Here is a 17,520-nt window from a genome sequence, read left to right as displayed (position 1 = left end):
GCCGTCACCGCGCCTTGGGGCCGTAGCGCATGGCCAGCAAGGTGCCCAGGCTGACGGCCACCACGGCAAAGGCTGGCCCGCCCAGCGCGCCCACATGGTCCACCAGCAGCCCGCCCCCAATGGCGCCGGAGGCGATCGCGATCTGGAACGACGTCACCAGCAGCCCGCCCGCGCCCTCGGCCTGGTCGGGTGCCGCGCGCACCATCCAGGTCTGAAAGCCGACCGGAAACGCGCCGAAGGCAAACCCCCACAGCGTGACCGCCACGGCCGTGACGGCCGGTGAGCGGCCCGCTACCAGCAAGGTGGCGGCCAGCACGGCCACCAGCGCGCCGCCCAGCATGATCGCCCGGCGCTCGCTGCGCCCGGCGATCCAGCCGCCCACGAAGTTGCCGAAGAACCCGCCAATGCCATAGGCCAGCAGCACGCCCGAAATAGCGCCTACCGACAGCAGCGCGATCTGCTCCATCATCGGCCGGATGTACGTGAAGCCTGCGAAGTGGCCGGAGATCACCAGCACCACCGCCAGCAGCACGGTGCGCACCTGGGGCCGGCGCAGCAGCTCGGCCAGCACGCGCAGGCTGGGGTTGTCGCGCGGCGGCAGGGACGGCAGCGCGAGGCACTGCACCGCCAGCGTCACCAGGCTGATGGCGCCCGCCGCCACGAAGGCACTGCGCCAGCCCCACAGCTCGCCCATCCAGGCGCCCACCGGGGCGGCGCATACGGTGGCCACCGACACACCCGTCAGCACGAATGACATGGCCCGCGCGAAGAGCGTGGGCGGCACCAGCCGCATGGCCAGCGCGGCCGACATCGACCAGAAGCCGCCCAGCGCCACACCCAGCATCACCCGGGCCGCCAGCAGCATGCCCAGGCTGCCGGCCAGGGCCGACAGCACGTTCGACAGCACCAGCAGCAGCGTGAAGGCGATCATCACCACACGCCGGTCCATCCGGCGCGTGAGCAGCGGCAGCGACGGCGCGGCGACTGCGGCAACCAGCGCCGTCACGGTCACCGCCTGGCCCGCGCCGCCCACCGTCACGCCCAGATCGATTGCCATGGCCGTCAGCAGGCTGACCGGCAGAAACTCGGCCGTCACCAGCCCGAAGACACCGAGCGACAGCGAGCTCACGGCCGCCCATTGGGCTGGCTGGTCGTTTGATGGAGCGGTGGCGTTGTCGATGGGCGCGGCCGGTGGCAGGCCGGCGGGGGAGTCCAGGCTGGCAGAGCAGGAGGAAGAAGAGGACACGGGAAGACCTTGAGCGTGGAGGAAAGTGCATCGTAGGAATAACATGCAGGCGTTTCCATGCCTGGATCGCCGAGATGCATGACTTTTCGTCCAAACCTTTTGCGGGTATCCCCCGATACGAGCCCGAGACGCGGGATCTGCTCACCCAGATCCTGCTCGGGCTGCGGCTCGACGGCGTGGATTACGGCCGTTGCCTGTTTCACGCCCCGTGGTCGGTGGCGTTCCCGGCGCAGGAGGCACGCTTTCACTTTCACTTCGTCAGCAGTGGCGACGCGTGGCTGCGCACTCCCACCACCGACTGGCTGCGGTTGAAGGCGGGCGATGCCGTGCTGCTGCCCCACGGCGGCCTGCATGTGCTGGCCAGTGCCCCCGATGCGCCGCCCATCGACATCGGCTCGCTGGCCCGCGTGCCGGTGTCTGAAAACATCTATCTACTGGACGGGCGCGACCCGGCCGCCACCGAGGCGGAGGCATCGCACGTGCTGTTCTGCGGCACGCTGCGCTTCAACCTCGACCCGCTGCACCCGCTGCTGGCCATGATGCCGGAGGTGATGGTGGCCGGCGACCTGGCGCGGCGCGACGCCACGGTGCCGGCGCTGCTCGACGCGATGGAGCGCGAGGTGGCGCTGGACCGCATCGGCGCCTGCGGGCTGCTGGCCCGGCTGGCCGATGCCCTGGCGGCCAGCATCATCCGCGCGTGGGTGGAATGCGGCTGCAATCAGCCCACCGGTTGGATTGCCGCCGTGCGTTGCCCGCGCATCGGCCGGGTGATCGCTGCGATCCATGCCGCGCCGGAGCGCGACTGGACTGTCGAATCGCTGGCCGCCATCATGGGCGCATCGCGCTCCAGCTTTGCCGAGGCGTTCACCCGCGTGATGGGCGAAACCCCCGCGCGCTATGTGGCCAAGGTCAAGATGTTCGAGGCGCGCCGCTGGATTGCACGGGGAGACTTGCGGCTGGCCACGGTGGCGCATCGCCTGGGGTACGAATCTGAGGCCTCGTTCAGCCGGGCGTTCAAGCGCATCATTGGCCATGCGCCGAGTGCGGCACGCGCTGCCTGAACGGCGCAGCGCTCGATTTTCTTGCCATTCACAGGAGCTTTCCCATGTTCATTGCCATGAACCGCTTTCGCATCGTGCCGGGCCACGAGGCCGATTTCATCGAGATCTGGCGGCAGCGCGACAGCCATCTGGCGCAGGTGCCGGGCTTCAAGCAGTTCCACCTGCTGCAGGGCGCGTCGACCGCCGAGCACACGCTGTTCGCCTCGCACACCGTGTGGGAATCGCGCGCCGCTTTCGACGACTGGACGCGCTCCGAAGCCTTCCGGGCAGCGCATGCCGGTGCCGGCAGCCGCCGCGAGATCTACCTTGGCCCGCCGCAGCTGGAACTGTTCGAGACGGTGCTCTGAGCGGGCTCAGGTGAGCGAAGGCAACGGCAGGGCGGTTTTGTAGCGCACCTGCTTCAGGGCAAAGCTGGAGCGGATCTTCTCGATGCCCGGAATGGGCGTGAGCTGCTCCAGAATGAACCGCTCCAGCGCGCCGATGTCGGCCACCGCCACGCGGATCAGGTAGTCGGAGTCGCCGCTCATCAAATAGCACTCCATCACTTCGTCGTGCTCGGCGATGCGGCGCTCGAAGTCGGCCAGCGACGGCTTGGCCTGTGACTTGAGGCTGATGTTGATGAACACGTTCAGCCCCAACCCCAGCGCCGCGGCGTTGGCCAGCGCTACGTAGCGCGCGATGACTCCAGCCGCCTCCAGCGCCTTCACGCGCGCCAGGCAGGGCGATGGCGACAGCTGAACGCGGCGCGCCAGTTCCACGTTCGACAAGGAGCCGTCGGCCTGCAGCTCGGCCAGAATGCGCAAATCCATGGTGTCGAGTTTCATGTGCTGCAGTTTAAGTAAATGGCGGCACAACATGCCGCCATATCGGGTTAATCACGACGCGTAACAGCCGCTCATGCCGTGGCGTCGTCGATAGAGTGATTGTCATGAACGCTCCTTTGCCGCTGCACGCCCTGGCCTTTGGCGAGACCTCCGCGCCCGATTCCGATCCGCAAGAAACCGCCGAATGGCGCGAGGCCTTCCAGGCGCTGGTCGCCACGCACGGCCCCGAGCGTGCGCGCTTCGTGCTGGACGAGCTGGCGAACCTGGCGCGCCAGCAGCGCACCGGCTGGCAGCCCACGCTGAACACACCGTATGTGAACACGGTGGCCGTGCAGGCACAGCCCGTGTTCCCGGGTGATCTGGCCATCGAAGAACGCCTGGCGTCGCTGATGCGCTGGAATGCGCTGGCGATGGTGGTGCGCGCCAACCAGGCCGAGATGGGCGGATCGAGCGAGCTGGGCGGGCACATCGCCAGCTACGCCAGCGCGGCCGATCTGTTCGAGGCCGGCTTCAACCACTTCTTCCATGCGCGCGAAGGCACGGCGCCCGGCCAGCACCGGGGCGACCTGGTGTTCTTTCAGCCGCACAGCGCGCCGGGCGTGTATGCGCGGGCGTACCTGGAGGGGCGCCTGACCGAGCGCGACCTGCAGCACTACCGCCAGGAGATCACCGCATCGCAAGCCGGCGCGCAGGGCCTGTCGAGCTATCCGCACCCGTGGCTGATGCCCGACTTCTGGCAGTTCCCGACCGGCTCGATGGGCATCGGGCCGATCAGCAGCATCTACCACGCGCGTTTCATGCGCTACCTCACGCACCGCAACCTGCTCGATTGCACGAACAGAAAAGTCTGGGGCGTGTTCGGCGACGGCGAGATGGACGAGCCCGAGAGCATGAGCGCGCTGACGCTGGCCGCGCGCGAGGGGCTGGACAACCTGGTCTGGGTGGTCAACTGCAACCTGCAGCGGCTCGATGGCCCGGTGCGCGGCAACGGGCGCATCGTCGATGAGTTGGAACGCCTCTTTGCCGGCGCGGGCTGGAACGTGGTCAAGCTGCTGTGGGGCAGCGACTGGGACGGCCTGTTCGCGCGCGACCTGACGGGCACGCTGGCGCGCACGCTCGGCGGCACGGTGGACGGGCAGATGCAGACCTTCGCCGCCAAGGACGGGCGCTTCAACCGCGACCATTTCTTCGGCCAGAACCCCGAGCTGGCGGCACTGGCCCAGGGCCTGACCGACGAGCAGATCGACCGCTTGAAGCGCGGCGGGCACGACCTGGTGAAGATCCACGCCGCCTATGCCGCAGCCGCCGCGCACCGGGGCCAGCCCACGGTGATCTTCGCGCACACCAAGAAGGGCTACGGCATGGGCTCGGCGGGGCAGGGCAAGATGACCACGCACAGCCAGAAGAAGTTCGACGAGTCCGACCTGATCGAATTTCGCAACCGCTTCAACTTGCCCTTGACGGACGCGCAGGCCACCGGCCTGGCGTTCTATCGCCCGGCCGAAGACAGCCCGGAGATGCAATACCTGCACGCCCGCCGCACCGCGCTGGGCGGCCCGTTGCCTCGTCGCGACACGACCTGCGACGTGGTGCCCGTGCCGGCGCTGCCGCAATACGCGCAGTTCGCCCTGGGCGCGGACGGCAAGGAGATGAGCACGACCATGGCCTTCGTGCGCATGCTGGGCAGCCTGCTGAAGGACGCGCAGCTCGGGCCCCGCATCGTGCCCATCGTGGCCGACGAGGCGCGCACCTTCGGCATGGCCAACCTGTTCAAGCAGGTGGGCATCTACAGCAGCGTGGGCCAGCGCTATGCGCCGGAAGACATCGGCTCGGTGCTGCCGTACCGCGAGGCGATGGACGGGCAGATTCTGGAAGAGGGCATTAGCGAGGCCGGCGCCATTGCCAGCTGGACGGCGGCCGCCACCAGCTACAGCGTGCACGGCCTGGCCATGCTGCCGTTCTACATCTACTACTCGATGTTCGGCTTTCAGCGGGTGGGCGACGCCATCTGGGCTGCGGCCGACCAGCGTGCGCGGGGCTTCTTGCTGGGCGCTACATCCGGCCGTACCACGCTGGGCGGCGAGGGCCTGCAGCACCAGGACGGCTCCAGCCACCTGGTGGCGGCGACCATTCCCAATTGCAAGGCCTACGACCCGGCGTATGCGGGCGAGCTGGCCGTGATCGTTGATGCGGGCATGCGCGAGATGCTGGTCGAGCAGCAAGACGTCTTCTACTACGTCACGCTAATGAACGAGAACTACGCCCAACCCGACTTGCCTGAAGCGGCGCGCACCGGCGTGTTGCGTGGGTGCTATGTTTTTGATAGCTGGAAGCGCTTGTCCATCCAGCGCGAGAGGCCGATTTCATCTGAATCTGAAAACCGCGTCACGCTACTGGGCTCCGGCGCCATCCTGACCGAAGTGGTCAAGGCGGCCGAGCAACTGGCGGCTGACGGCGTCCACGTGACCGTCATCAGCGTGACCAGCTGGAGCGAGCTGGCGCGCGACGGCGTGGCGTGCGAGCAGCGCAGCCTGGCAGGCGACGCAGCGCCGGGCACGCCCTGGCTGGAGCAGGTGCTGGCCGGCACGAGCGGCCCGGTCATCGCCGCCACCGACTACGTGCGCACAGTGCCTGAGAGCGTGCGCGCCTTCGTGCCCGCCGGCCGCCGTTATCTGACGCTGGGCACCGACGGCTTTGGCCGCAGCGACACGCGGGCGGCGCTGCGCAGCTATTTCGGCGTGGACGCGGCCCACATCGTTCAGGTGGCGCAGCAAGCTTTGAGCAGCACCAAAAATTTGAGTGAAATTGGCCTCTAGCGCTTATCCATCAAGCGCATGCAGCTATGGTTTTGGTAGCTATTCGCTTGCCGTACGGGTGATGTGCTCCACGAAGCGCTGCACGGCTTCCGATGGGTTGTCTCGGCTCCAGACCACGCCCACGGGGCCGAAGCGGATGGTGCGGTCCAGCGCCAGGATCTGCATGTTGCCCAGCGTGGCCTGGTACTGGGCCATGGCTTCGGAGCACACGCCCACGTAGTCGCCCTGGTGCACCAGCGCCTGCAGCGTGGTGATGGCGGCGGTCTCCACCTTGGGCAGCAGCCAGGGCGCACCGCTGTCGAGCAAGGCGGTATCGAGCTGCGCGCGCATCAGCGTGCCCTTGGGCGGCATGATCCAGTTTTCTTGCAGCAGGTCGGCCAGGCGCACGGTGCCAGTGGCGTTCCACCACCGGCTCGCACGGCCGACCACCAGGCACACGTTGTCTTCAAACAGTTCGCGGTGTTCCAGCCGTGCATCGTGCGCGCGTGCGTCGAGCGAGCCCACCACCACGTCCAGCTGCTTGTTCTGCAGCCCTTCGAGCAACTGGCCGAAGGGGCTTTCCGACACGGTGACTGAAATGTGTGGGTACAGCGCCTGGAATTCAGCCAGCGCCTGCGGCACCCCGCGCGCTACGCCGGCCCATACGCTGCCGATGTGCAGGCGTGCGGTGCGGCCTTCGGCCACGGCGCCCAGTTCCATCTGCGTGCGCGAGATGTCGCCCAGCACGCTGACTGCCAGCCGCTTCATGATGATGCCCGCCGGTGTGAGCTGAATGCGCCGCCCGCGCGTGACCAGCGGCATGCCCACCAGCTCCTCCAGATCGGCCAGCCAGTGCGACATGGCCGACTGCGTCATGTGCATGCGCAGGGCTGCCTCGGTCAGCGTGCCGGCGTCGTCCAGCACCAGGAACGACTCGAGGTGCCTGACCTTCAGTCGGCGCGCCCAGGCGACTTGATCGTAGGAACCCATGAGTGAATGCTAATGGATCCATCGGGCGAATTCGCTGGCGCGGCGGGGTGGCGGCCCGAATAATCAAGGCAGAGCGGCCCGGTGCCGCCAGCGATTCGATTCCACTCCACCCTCTGCTCGACCCCTTTTCGGAGATTGCACACCATGAAGAAAACTTCCTGCCTTGCGAAGATCGCAGCCGCCGTGCTGTCGTTGGGCGCCATGGCCGCCTCGCCCGTGCTGGCGCAAGACGCCGGCTACCCTGGCACGCGGCCCATTCGCCTCATCGTGTCGCAGCAAGCGGGCGGCAGCTCCGACACCGTCGCACGCCTGTGGGCCGAGCATGCGGGCAAGGCCATCAACGCCAACATCGTGGTCGAGAACAAGCCCGGTGCGGGCGGCATCATCGCCGTGCAGCAGGTGTTGAGCCAGCCGGCCGACGGCTACACGCTGATGTTCGGCGGGGTGTCGCAGATGGTGCTGAACAAGTTCGTCTACAAGCCGCTGCCCTACGACCCGGAAAAGGACTTCGTCGGTGTGGGCATGCTGAGCACCGTGCCCTTCGTGCTGGTGGCCAACCCTGCGACTGGCTTCAAGTCGCTCGATGACCTGGTGAAGTACGCCAAGGCGCACCCGGGCGAGTTGAACTTCTCTTCGTCGGGCCTGGGCAATTCGACCCAGCTGGCGGTGGAGCTGCTGCAAAAGAAGCTGGGCATTTCCATGACCCACGTGCCGTTCAAGGGCGAGCCGGACGGCCTGATGGCCACCATCGGCGGCCAGACGCAGGTGATGGCGCCGGTGGGTGGAACCGCGCTGCCGCACATCAAGAGTGGCAAGGTCGTGCCGCTGGTGGTGCTGGCGCCTTCGCGCCTGCCCGAGCTGCCCGACGTGCCGGCGGCCAACGAGCTGGGCGTGAAAGACTTCGACACCATGGGCTGGAGCGGCATCGTTGCCAAAAGCGGCACGCCTGCCGCCATCATCGCCAAGCTGCATGAAGGCACGCGCGCCTTCCATGCCAACGCCGAGGTGCAGGCCAAACTCAAGGGCATGAACGCCATCCCGATGGCGGGGCCGGCCAGCCAGCTGATGGAGGTCGCCCGCCGCGATGCGCAGGCCTGGGGATCCACGCTCAATTCGCTGAACCTGAGCGCCAAATGATGGCGGCGTCGACAAAGCAAGCCATGGTGTCCTGCCCGCAGCCGGAGGCGGCGGAGTCGGGCATCGAGATCCTGCGCGCGGGCGGCAACGCGGTGGATGCCGCGGTGGCCACCGCACTGGCGCAGACGGTGGTGGACCCGCTGATGTGCGGCATCGCCGGTTTTGGCACGGCAGCCGTTTACATGCAGGGCGGCTCCGGCGCCCCGGCGCACGAGTATTTCGACTTCCACGCGCCGGCACCGCTGGCCTGCCGCGAAGACATGTGGGCGCATCTGCTGGAAGGTGAGACCAAGGACGGCTTCGGCTTCATCCTGGCCGGCCGCGTCAACGACATCGGCCCGCAATCCATCGCCACGCCGGCCACGCTCAAAGGCCTTCAAGCCATGCACCGCGCCCACGGCCGCCTGCCGTGGGACGAGGTGGTGGCGCCGGCCATTGCCTGGGCGACCGAGGGTTTCTTCGTGCGGCCGGGCATGCACGCGTTCTGGATCGACGAGCCCACCATGGGTCGCGCCAGCAACCTCGATCGCCTGCGCTACAGCGACGACGGGCGCGCGCTCTACTGCCGCGCTGACGGATCGCCCAAACCCATCGGCACGCCACTGGCCAACCCGGGCATGGCCGACGTGCTGGCACAGATAGCGCAGGAAGGCATTGCACCCTTCTATGAAGGCGAGCTGGCGCGCCGCATGGTGGCGCACGTGCAGTCGATGGGTGGCCTGCTGACGCTGGACGACCTGGCGCAGTACCAGGTGCGCCGCGCTGCACCGCTGGTAGGCCGCTACCGCGACCGCACCATCACCACCAACCAGCCACCGGGCGGCGGCGCCATGCTGCTGCAGATGCTCAACATCCTGGAGAACTTCGGGCTCGGCGGCATGGAGCACAACGGCGCCGACTACTTGCGGCTGTTGAGCGAGGCAATGAAGAAAGCCACGGCCGACAAAGACCGGCACATTGGCGACCCGGCCTTCGTGCAGGTGCCGCTCGACGAGCTGCTGTCCAAGGACGGCGCGGCACGCGTGGCCCAAGACATTCGCGCAGGCCGGCGCCACAGCGTGGAGCGCGTGAACCCCGGCGCGCCCGTGCCGCGCGACACCACGCACCTGAGCGTGGTCGATGGCGACGGCAACTGCGTGTCGATGACGCATTCGCTGGCCATGCCGTCCGGCGTGATCACGCCCGGCATGGGCTTTTTCTACAACGGCTGCATGGGCGTGTTCGACCCGCGCCCTGGCCGGGCCGGCAGCATCCAGCCGGGCAAGAGCCGCTTCACGTCGTCATGCCCGAGCATCGTCTTCAAGGAAGGCCGGCCCGAGATCGTGCTGGGCGCGCCGGGCGGCACGCAGATCGCCATGGGCGTGCTGCAGGTGCTGCTGAACATGATCGACCACGGCATGGACATGCAGCAGGCCGTGTCGGCGCCGCGCTTTTCGTCCACCAGCAATTCCATCGACGTGTGCAACCGCATTCCGCGTCACGTCACCCGGCAGTTGCAGGCGGACGGCTACGAGGTGTTTCGCAACCCGTACAACTACACCATCGGCTGGGTGCACGGCGTGCAGATCGCACCGGATGGGCGGCTGAATGGCGGCGCTGACCCGGGGCGCGACGGCGTGGCGTACGGCACCCAGGTGCAATGAAACCGCGGGAATGCTCGCCTCTAAGCTTTGGCGCAGTCGTCAGTCGGCCGTGTGAAAGAAAGCGTCCAGCAGCGGCATGAGCGTGGGGAATTCCTGCGCGAAGCGGGTGCGGCTGACGAAATAGGCTTCGCACGCGACGGCGAAGAACTCGGCGGGTGCCGTCGCGCCGTAGCCGTCCAGCCACGGGCGCTCGCCGCCGAAGCGCTCGGCGATGATGACCTTCTCACGGAACGCGTAATACGCTGGGGCCCAGGCATTGCGCCAGAGCGTTCGCGCCGTGCGCGAATCGCGCGTGCCCAGAAAACCGCTGGGCAGAGGGGGGCAGCCGTCGGCGTGGCCGCCCTGCATGTCGAGCTTGTGCACGAATTCATGGATCACCACGCTGGTGCCGCTGCCGTTCGCGTCCGTGGTTGTGCTGGCTGTGGCACCGTGCGCGGCATGCACCAGCGGCCGGCCGGCACCGTCCACGGCGGGCCAGCTGAGCATGACGGGGCCGCGCTCCATGGCCTCGCCCAGCAGCACTTCGTCGTAGTCGTGCACCACGCCCGCATCGTCCACCGCTTGGCGGCGCGCCACCGCTTCGCCCGGGTGCACGACGATGCCGACGAAATCGTCGTACCAGGCCAGCGCCTTGGCGGGGTCGCCCCAGTGCAGCAGCGGCAGGCAGGCCTGGGCCGCAATCGCCACGGCCATGGCGTCGGTCACTTCAAAACCATGCGCGCCGGTGAATTGCTTGCGTTGCAAAAAGAGCGCGCTGAGTGCGCGCAGCTTGGACTGCTCTTGAGTGGTCAGGGCCGCCAGGAACGGATAGCGCCGCAGGGTCTGCAGCCACAGCGGCACGTCGATGTCGGGAACGGGCGCCAGCGTGGCGCGCACGCGGTTGACGAAGCGGCGCAGGGCGCGGGGTAGAAGGGCGGGCATGGCCCTACTTGGGGACGAGCGCGACGCGTTCCAAGCCCTGGCCGGTCAGGCGCAGCACGCCCGCCCGCGGGGGCTGGGCGTCCAGGTCCCAGTCGGTCAGCACGTGGCGGGTGAGGGCGGGGCTGGTGCCATCGGGCCCCTGCTCGCGCAGCACATGGTCGGCCGGCAGGTGGGTGTGGCCGTGGATCAGCGCAGGGGCTTGCGCGGCCGCCAGCCAGGCCAGCGCGGCATCGGTATCGACATCGCCATAGAAGCCCGTGCCAGACTGCTTGCGCGCCTCGCTCTCGGAACGCACGCTGCGGCCCAGCGCGCGGCGCTCTGCCAGCGGGCGTGCGAGCAGTTGGGCCTGCCATTGCGGGTTGCGGGCCATGGCACGAAAGCGCTGATAGTCCACATCCTGAAGGCACAGGGCGTCGCCGTGCGACAGCAGCCAGCGCTGGCCTGCAAAAGTCAGCACGGTCGGGTCGACCAGCAGCGGGATGCCGCTACGCCGTGAAAATTCACCGGCCACCAGAAAGTCCCGGTTGCCGTGCATGAAGAAAAGGGGAATGCGCTGGGCGGTGCGCTGCAGCAGTGCGCAGCAGGCGGCTTCGAAGCTGCCGGGCTCGTCGAGGGCGTCGTCGCCCGCCCAGACCTCGAAGACGTCACCCAGCAGGAAGACCGCGTCGGCCGGCGTGGCGGCCAGGTAGCCCTCAAAGGCCTGCACGGTGGCCGGGTGGGCCGCATCCAGGTGCAGGTCTGAAACGAAATCGACCGTGCGCCAGTCGGGGGGCGCGATGAGCTCCCCGGCAGGCGGCACGGCCAGATTCACCATGGCGCGTGAATCAGAGCGCCACGGCCTTCTCGATGATCACGTCTTCCTTGGGCACGTCGTCATGAAAGCCCTTGCGGCCGGTCTTCACGGCCTTGATCGCGTCCACCACTTCGGTGCCCTTGATCACCTTGCCGAACACGGCATAGCCCCAGCCCTGGGCGGACGGTGCGGTGTGGTTCAGGAAGCCGTTGTCGGCCACGTTGATGAAGAACTGCGCGGTGGCCGAATGCGGGTCGCTGGTGCGGGCCATGGCCACCGTGTAGTTGGCGTTCTTCAGGCCGTTGTTGGCTTCGTTCTGGATGGGCGCATCGGAATTCTTCTGGTTCATGCCCGGCTCGAAGCCGCCGCCTTGCACCATGAAGCCAGGAATGACCCGGTGGAAGATGGTGTTGTCGTAGTGGCCCTTCTTCACGTAGGCAAGAAAGTTTTCCACCGACTTGGGGGCCTTCTCGGCATCCAGTTCCAGGGTGATGACGCCGTGGCCAGCAATGTGGAGTTCGACTTGGGGGTTGCTCATTTCATGTCCTTTCGAGGCTTGTGTGCAAAGAGGTTACGTTCACTTCACCAGCGTGGCGGAGGTGATGGTGACGGGGGTGGTCGGCACGTTCTGGTGCGGGCCCTTGTTGCTGGTCGCCACGCCCTTGATCTTGTCCACCACGTCGGTGCCAGCAACGACCTTGCCGAACACGGCGTAGCCATTGCCTTCGCCGGTGGCGTTGAGCATTGCGTTGTCCTTCACGTTGATGAAGAACTGTGAGGTGGCCGAGTTGGGGTTGTTGGTGCGCGCCATCGCAATGGTGTAGGTGTCGTTCTTCAGGCCGTTGTTGGCCTCCAGCACGATTGGGGCCTTGGTCGGCTTTTGCTGCAGGTCGGGCGTGAAGCCGCCGCCCTGGATCATGAAGCCGTTGATCACGCGGTGAAAGACCGTGCCGTCGTAGTGCTTGTCGTTCACGTAGGCGAGGAAGTTCTCCACGGTCTTGGGCGCCTTGGCAGGGTCGAGTTGCACGACGATGTCACCCATCGACGTGGCGATCTTGACCTTGGGGGCTTCTTGCGCCTGTGCTGGTGCTATTGAAAAGATAGCTGTCAGCGCAATGCTGGTAAGCGCCAGCGTCGTATTTCTTCTGGAAATCATCCTATCACTCCTTCGAAAAAGATCTGCCACTGGTTGCCCTTACGCATCCAGTACTGGCGTTTGACGGGCCCGGTGCGGGCCCCGGCGGCCACCTCGCCGAACGTGACGACCATGGTATCGGCCGCGTCCGTCCAGCGCAGGTACGACTTGTCCTTGAGTTGCAACTCTCTGCCACGCAACGCGCGCGACTCGGCTTCCAGGCCGCGGCTCCAGTCGGTCAGCGGCATCTTGCCGTAGCTCTCGAACGTGGGGGCGTAAAAGCCCAGCAGCTGCTGCATGTCGCCGCGCGACTTGGCGGTGCGCCAGGCGTCCAGCACGGCTTCGAACTTCTGGCGCTCGGGCTGCAGGCTTTGCGGCTGCACCCACTGCAGCTGCCGCGCGATGACCACCGGCGTGGTACGCGGCTCCACCGTGTGCAGGATGCGCTCCAGATCCGGATTGGCCAGCGCCAGGCAGCCATCGGTAGCCAGCGGCGCACGCGAGAACTGGTCCGGCGGCGTGCCGTGCAGCCAGATGCCGCTGCCTGTCTTGCCCCGGCTTATATCCAGCGGGCTGGGGTAATTGATGGGCAGCGCGCCGGCGCCGTAGAAGTCGGTGAGCTTGGCCGCATCGAGCCGGCTGGTGATGTAGTACACGCCCAGCGGCGTGCGCTGGTCGCCTTCCAGCGATTTTTCGATACCCAGCTTGCCGACCGAGGCGTAATAGTCGGCGATCAGCACCAGGCCCTTGCCGGTGTTCTCGAAAAGGTACAGGCGCGAGCGCGATGCGTCCACGGCAATCGCATGGCGAGAGCGGGGCGCGATCTCCAGAAACTGCGTGGGAACGGCGCCGGCCGGCGGGCGGGTGCGCAGCGCGTCGGTGCGCTGGCGCGATTCAGCTCGCAGCTCGCTCAGCACTTCGCTGGCTTGCCGCAGCGGTGGCGCATCGGCCACGGCCGGGGAGGGTACGTCGCCCAGCTGATGCAGCGGCCGCACGCGGGCGGCCAACAGGTCACCGAGCGCCAGTTGCGCCAGCTGAAAGTTGGGGTGGTCGCGCACCAGGCTTTCTGCCTTGGCGAGTGCTTCGCGGGTGCGGCCCTCGCCGGTCAGGCGGTAGACCTCGACCAGGCGCTTTTCTGCCAGACCATCGTGCAGCGCAGCGGGAGCGGCCCCGCGCGGGGCTGGGGCCGTCTTGGCGGCGGGTGCCGGCCGTTTGGATTGGCCGATGTCGCGCAGCTTGTCGCCCTGGGCATGCACGACGGGCGGCGCAGCCCACAGCGTCAGAACCAGGCTGGCGGCCAAGCCGCGGCTCCATGTCATGGTGGGCGCGAGCACGCGGCTGCGGTCAGACCGTTGCGCGGTGCGCATGGGCGAACGGGACAACACGGATAAGGGGCGCAGTCGCCCGCGGTACCGCAGCAACCGCCATCAACCGCCGGTGGCCTCACGCACGATGACCCAGCGGCCGCCGTTGTTGACCAGGTCCAGCGTCTTGCGGCTGTTGACGTTGTAGCTACCGGAACTGTAGCCCTGGCGGAACCGGGCTTGCGCCTTGTTGCCGTTGACCATCACGCGCAGATCGTTGACGGACACGTTGATCTTGGCGCGGCCGACGATGCGATCGCGGCGTTCCTTTTCCCACGCAGCGCGGCTTTGCTTGCCCGGCGCGTAGCTGCTGTCATAGGCGCCGAGGTAGCCGGCCATGTCCTGGCTTTCCCAGGCGGTGGCCCAGGCGTTGACTGCGCGGGTGATGTCTTTTTCAGCCGTGGCGCTGGCTGCGGCGGGTGCCGCTGCGGGGGCTGCAGCCGGAGCGGGCGAAGGCGCAGGAGCGGGGGCGGGGGCGGGTGCTGCCACTGGCGCAGGCGCCGGGGCGGGCGTTGGAGCCGGGGTCGGTGCCGGAGCGACCGGCTTTGGAGCCAGTGGCGGGGCTGTGGCCACCACCGCAGCTGGCGCGGGTGCCGGAGCCGGACGGGCCGCAGGTGCGGCAGCCGCCGTCGTGGTGGTTGGGCGGGCAGTGCTCGCCGACGACGACTTGCCGTCGCCCGAGAACAGGTCGCGAATCAAGGCCAGCTTCGGGCGCACCGAATTGGCATTGGTGCCGTCCAGCTGCAGCGCCTTGTTGTAGGCCTGGCTGGCCAGCTTGGCGTAGATGTCGCCCAGGTTTTCGTGCGCGGTCGAATAGCTGGGGTTGGTGCGGATCGCCATCTCCAGCGCCGTGCGGGCCTTGTCCAGCTGGTTCTGGCTGGCGTACAGCACGGCCAGGTTGTTATAGGGCTCGGGCAGCTCGGGATAGTCTTCCGTCAGCTTGGTGAAGGTGATTACGGCTTCGGCCTGCTTGCCCGAATCGGCCTGCGCCACGCCGCGCAGGAACCGCAGTTGCGGATCGCGCGGATTGGCGGTCAGGCGCTGGTCGGCCTTGGCCAGTGCGTCGGCCGGCTTGCCCGAACGCAGCAGCTGCGTGATCTCGGCGTAATCGTCTGCATGAGCGAGCGGCGCACCCAGCGCAGCCGACAGCGCGATCAGGCGCAGGAGGTGGGGAAGGGTGCGGAGGACAGGCTTCATGGGCGGTGCTGGAGTTGGAGCGGTGTCAAGCCGTAACGAGGCTTATACTGCGGCGGATTGTAGCTGAGGGGTTTGTCATGCCGGTACGCTGTTGCCGCTCCTGATTTGATGGCACACACAGTGCCGCCACTGCCTCCCAAGCAGGCCTCCAGCCCTCTGTGCGAGCCTTGGGCGAGCCCTTCGCCGGCCGCCAGCTGCATCCTCCCCAGACCCTGACTGACATTCCATGAGTTTGCGTATCTACAACACGCTGTCGCGTGCGTTGGAAGACTTTGCCCCGCTGGAACCCGGCCACGTGCGCATGTACGTGTGCGGCATGACCATCTACGACCTGTGCCACATCGGCCACGCCCGCATGATGATGGCGTTCGACGTGGTGCAGCGCTGGCTGAAAAGCAGCGGTTATCGCGTCACCTACGTGCGCAACATCACCGACATCGACGACAAGATCATCAAGCGCGCGGTGGAGCGCGGCATCACCATTCGCCAGCTGACTGACGAGATGATCGCGGCCATGCACCAGGACATCGGCGCTTTGGGCATCGAGCCGCCCGCCGTCGAGCCGCGCGCCACCGAATACGTGCCGCAGATGCTGGCGCTCATCGACAAGCTGCAGCACAAAGGCTTGGCCTACCAGGGCAGCACGGGCGACATGAACTATGCCGTGCGCAAGTTCGACGGCTACGGCAAGCTGTCGGGCAAATCGCTGGATGAGTTGCGTGCTGGCGAGCGCGTGGCCGTGCTGGAAGGCAAGGACGATCCGCTCGATTTCGTGCTGTGGAAATCCGCCAAGCCCGAGGAGCCGCCCGAGGCGAAATGGGACAGCCCCTTCGGCGTGGGCCGCCCCGGCTGGCACATCGAATGCTCGGCCATGAGTTGCGCCACGCTGGGCGAGAGTTTCGACATTCACGGCGGCGGGGCCGATTTGCAGTTTCCGCACCATGAAAACGAAATCGCCCAGAGCGAAGGCGCGACGGGCCAGCCGCTGGCGCGCTTCTGGGTGCACAACGGCTTCGTGCGGGTGGACAACGAGAAGATGAGCAAGTCGCTCGGCAACTTCTTCACCATTCGCGACGTGCTGAAGAACTACGACGCCGAAACGGTGCGCTTTTTCATCGTGCGCGCCCACTACCGCAGCGCTCTCAACTACAGCGACGCCCATTTGGACGACGCACGCGGCGCGCTCAAGCGGCTGTACACCGCGCTCAGCCAGATGGCGCCTGCCGAATTGGCGGCCATCGACTGGGCCGACCCGTATGCCGCCCGGTTCAAGGCGGCGATGGACGAGGACTTCGGCACGCCCGAGGCCATCGCCGTGCTGTTCGACCTGGCGGGCGAGGTGAACCGCAGCCGGTCGGCCCAGGCTGCCGGCTTGCTGAAGGCGCTGGGCGGTTGCCTGGGGCTGCTGCAGGGCGATCCGCAAACCTTTTTGAAGGCGGGTGCGGTTCTGCAGGATGCCGACATCCAGCAGCAGATTGCTGCCCGCGCCGCCGCCAAGGCGGCACGTGACTTTGCTGAGGCCGATCGCATCCGCAAAGAGTTGCTGGCCCAGGGCATCGTCCTCAAGGATTCCGCCGCCGGCACCACCTGGGAGGCCGCGCAGTGAGCAGTTTCGAGTCAAAACGGCCTCTGGCGCAGGTGGTATAAGCGGTGGCAGCTATAAAGAAGATAGCGGAATCGCCGCTGGTTGCACCTTTGAGCGCGCCGGTGCCCGAATACTGGGCCGAAGCCTGCAAGCACCTGATGAAGAAAGACCGGGTGATGAAGCGCCTCATTCCGCAGCTGGGCGATGTCGCGCTCAGCCAGCGGGGCGACGCCTTCACCACTCTGGCGCGCAGCATCGTCGGCCAGCAGGTGTCGGTCGCGTCCGCCCAGAAGGTGTGGGATGCGTTTGCCGCGCTGCCCGTGGGCATGACGCCCGCCAACGTGCTCAAGCTCAAGGTCGACGACATGCGCGCGGCAGGCCTGTCGGCGCGCAAGGTTGATTACCTGGTCGATCTGGCGTTGCATTTCGACTCCGGCCGGCTTCACGTCAAGGACTGGGACGCGATGGACGACGACGCCATCACGCGCGAGCTGGTCGCCATCCGTGGCATCAGCCGCTGGACGGCCGACATGTTCCTGATCTTCCATCTGGCGCGCCCCAACGTCATGCCTTTGGATGACGCCAGCCTGATCGCCGGCATCAGCCAGCATTACTTCTCGGGCGATCCCGTCAGCCGCAGCGATGCGCGTGAGGTGGCAGACGCCTGGAGGCCCTGGTGCAGCGTGGCGAGTTGGTATATTTGGCGATCTCTCGCTCCCCTGCCGGTGGACTATTGATCCTGTCCTTGTGCGCGCCATGCCGCGCGCTGGCGCCTGTTGCGCGCACTGCAGACCCAAACTGGGCATCACATCCCGCCCAAGGAGAACCA

16 protein-coding genes are annotated in these 17,520 nt (G+C 67.2%); 7 read left to right on the top strand and 9 right to left on the bottom strand.

Translation table 11 applies throughout. The annotated features are described in order from the left end of the window. Positions 1 to 4 precede the first annotated feature (4 nt). Positions 5 to 1,246, bottom strand: a complete 1,242-nt coding sequence (locus tag RQI28_RS02880; protein WP_404976838.1) for an MFS transporter — start codon at positions 1,244 to 1,246, stop codon at positions 5 to 7. 74 nt (positions 1,247 to 1,320) lie between these two features. Here RQI28_RS02880 and RQI28_RS02875 point away from each other — a divergent pair, with 74 nt between their 5' ends. Continuing rightward, positions 1,321 to 2,307, top strand: a complete 987-nt coding sequence (locus RQI28_RS02875) for an AraC family transcriptional regulator (protein ID WP_311221073.1) — start codon at positions 1,321 to 1,323, stop codon at positions 2,305 to 2,307. Positions 2,308 to 2,351: 44 nt separating this feature from the next. Continuing rightward, complete coding sequence (locus RQI28_RS02870; protein WP_311221072.1) at positions 2,352 to 2,654, top strand: antibiotic biosynthesis monooxygenase; 303 nt, start codon at positions 2,352 to 2,354, stop codon at positions 2,652 to 2,654. Between the two features lie 6 nt (positions 2,655 to 2,660). Here the strand turns inward: RQI28_RS02870 and RQI28_RS02865 are convergent, their stop codons facing one another. Further along, positions 2,661 to 3,131 carry an Lrp/AsnC family transcriptional regulator gene (locus RQI28_RS02865; protein WP_311221071.1) on the bottom strand — a complete coding sequence of 157 codons (471 nt, stop codon included), beginning with the start codon at positions 3,129 to 3,131 and terminating at the stop codon, positions 2,661 to 2,663. Positions 3,132 to 3,235: 104 nt separating this feature from the next. Here RQI28_RS02865 and mdeB point away from each other — a divergent pair, with 104 nt between their 5' ends. Then, on the top strand, positions 3,236 to 5,947 hold the full coding sequence (mdeB, locus tag RQI28_RS02860) for an alpha-ketoglutarate dehydrogenase (RefSeq protein WP_311221070.1): 2,712 nt from the start codon (positions 3,236 to 3,238) through the stop codon (positions 5,945 to 5,947). A gap of 39 nt (positions 5,948 to 5,986) precedes the next feature. On the opposite strand, the gene RQI28_RS02855 is transcribed toward mdeB, so the two are convergent. After that, positions 5,987 to 6,916 (bottom strand): LysR family transcriptional regulator, encoded by a 930-nt coding sequence (locus tag RQI28_RS02855; protein ID WP_311221069.1) that lies wholly within the window; start codon positions 6,914 to 6,916, stop codon positions 5,987 to 5,989. A 144-nt stretch (positions 6,917 to 7,060) separates the two neighbouring features. Between RQI28_RS02855 and RQI28_RS02850 the strand changes: the two genes are divergently transcribed. Next, positions 7,061 to 8,053 (top strand): tripartite tricarboxylate transporter substrate binding protein, encoded by a 993-nt coding sequence (locus RQI28_RS02850; RefSeq protein WP_311221068.1) that lies wholly within the window; start codon positions 7,061 to 7,063, stop codon positions 8,051 to 8,053. Between the two features lie 23 nt (positions 8,054 to 8,076). Continuing rightward, complete coding sequence (gene ggt, locus RQI28_RS02845) at positions 8,077 to 9,696, top strand: gamma-glutamyltransferase (protein WP_311230398.1); 1,620 nt, start codon at positions 8,077 to 8,079, stop codon at positions 9,694 to 9,696. Between the two features lie 39 nt (positions 9,697 to 9,735). On the opposite strand, the gene RQI28_RS02840 is transcribed toward ggt, so the two are convergent. The 6 genes from RQI28_RS02840 to RQI28_RS02815 all read right to left on the bottom strand — a co-directional run bounded on the left by RQI28_RS02840 (position 9,736) and on the right by RQI28_RS02815 (position 15,106). Beyond that, positions 9,736 to 10,617 (bottom strand): zinc-dependent peptidase, encoded by an 882-nt coding sequence (locus tag RQI28_RS02840; protein WP_311221066.1) that lies wholly within the window; start codon positions 10,615 to 10,617, stop codon positions 9,736 to 9,738. A gap of 4 nt (positions 10,618 to 10,621) precedes the next feature. After that, complete coding sequence (locus RQI28_RS02835) at positions 10,622 to 11,431, bottom strand: UDP-2,3-diacylglucosamine diphosphatase (protein ID WP_404976839.1); 810 nt, start codon at positions 11,429 to 11,431, stop codon at positions 10,622 to 10,624. 10 nt (positions 11,432 to 11,441) lie between these two features. Further along, on the bottom strand, positions 11,442 to 11,948 hold the full coding sequence (locus RQI28_RS02830) for a peptidylprolyl isomerase (RefSeq protein ID WP_311221065.1): 507 nt from the start codon (positions 11,946 to 11,948) through the stop codon (positions 11,442 to 11,444). 39 nt (positions 11,949 to 11,987) lie between these two features. Continuing rightward, positions 11,988 to 12,566, bottom strand: coding sequence for a peptidylprolyl isomerase (locus RQI28_RS02825; protein ID WP_311221064.1), 579 nt, complete (start codon positions 12,564 to 12,566; stop codon positions 11,988 to 11,990). Further along, positions 12,563 to 13,864, bottom strand: coding sequence for a L,D-transpeptidase family protein (locus RQI28_RS02820; protein WP_311221063.1), 1,302 nt, complete (start codon positions 13,862 to 13,864; stop codon positions 12,563 to 12,565). Before RQI28_RS02820 ends, RQI28_RS02825 begins: the two co-directional genes overlap by 4 nt. A 108-nt stretch (positions 13,865 to 13,972) precedes the next feature. Beyond that, positions 13,973 to 15,106 (bottom strand): tetratricopeptide repeat protein, encoded by a 1,134-nt coding sequence (locus RQI28_RS02815; RefSeq protein ID WP_311221062.1) that lies wholly within the window; start codon positions 15,104 to 15,106, stop codon positions 13,973 to 13,975. Positions 15,107 to 15,332: 226 nt separating this feature from the next. On the opposite strand from RQI28_RS02815, the gene cysS reads away from it, so the two are divergent. Together cysS and RQI28_RS02805 are read left to right on the top strand one after the other, a co-directional pair. Next, positions 15,333 to 16,712 carry a cysteine--tRNA ligase gene (gene cysS / locus RQI28_RS02810; RefSeq protein ID WP_311221061.1) on the top strand — a complete coding sequence of 460 codons (1,380 nt, stop codon included), beginning with the start codon at positions 15,333 to 15,335 and terminating at the stop codon, positions 16,710 to 16,712. 44 nt (positions 16,713 to 16,756) lie between these two features. Further along, positions 16,757 to 17,428 (top strand): DNA-3-methyladenine glycosylase family protein, encoded by a 672-nt coding sequence (locus tag RQI28_RS02805; protein WP_404976840.1) that lies wholly within the window; start codon positions 16,757 to 16,759, stop codon positions 17,426 to 17,428. Positions 17,429 to 17,520: the final 92 nt, after the last annotated feature.

It is taken from the genome of Acidovorax sp. WCS2018Noco2-16 (assembly GCF_031843945.1).
Taxonomy (GTDB): Bacteria; Pseudomonadota; Gammaproteobacteria; order Burkholderiales; family Burkholderiaceae_C; genus Paracidovorax.
Note: the sequence above shows the minus strand (reverse complement) of the source record. Positions and strands in the feature narration are given on the sequence as shown.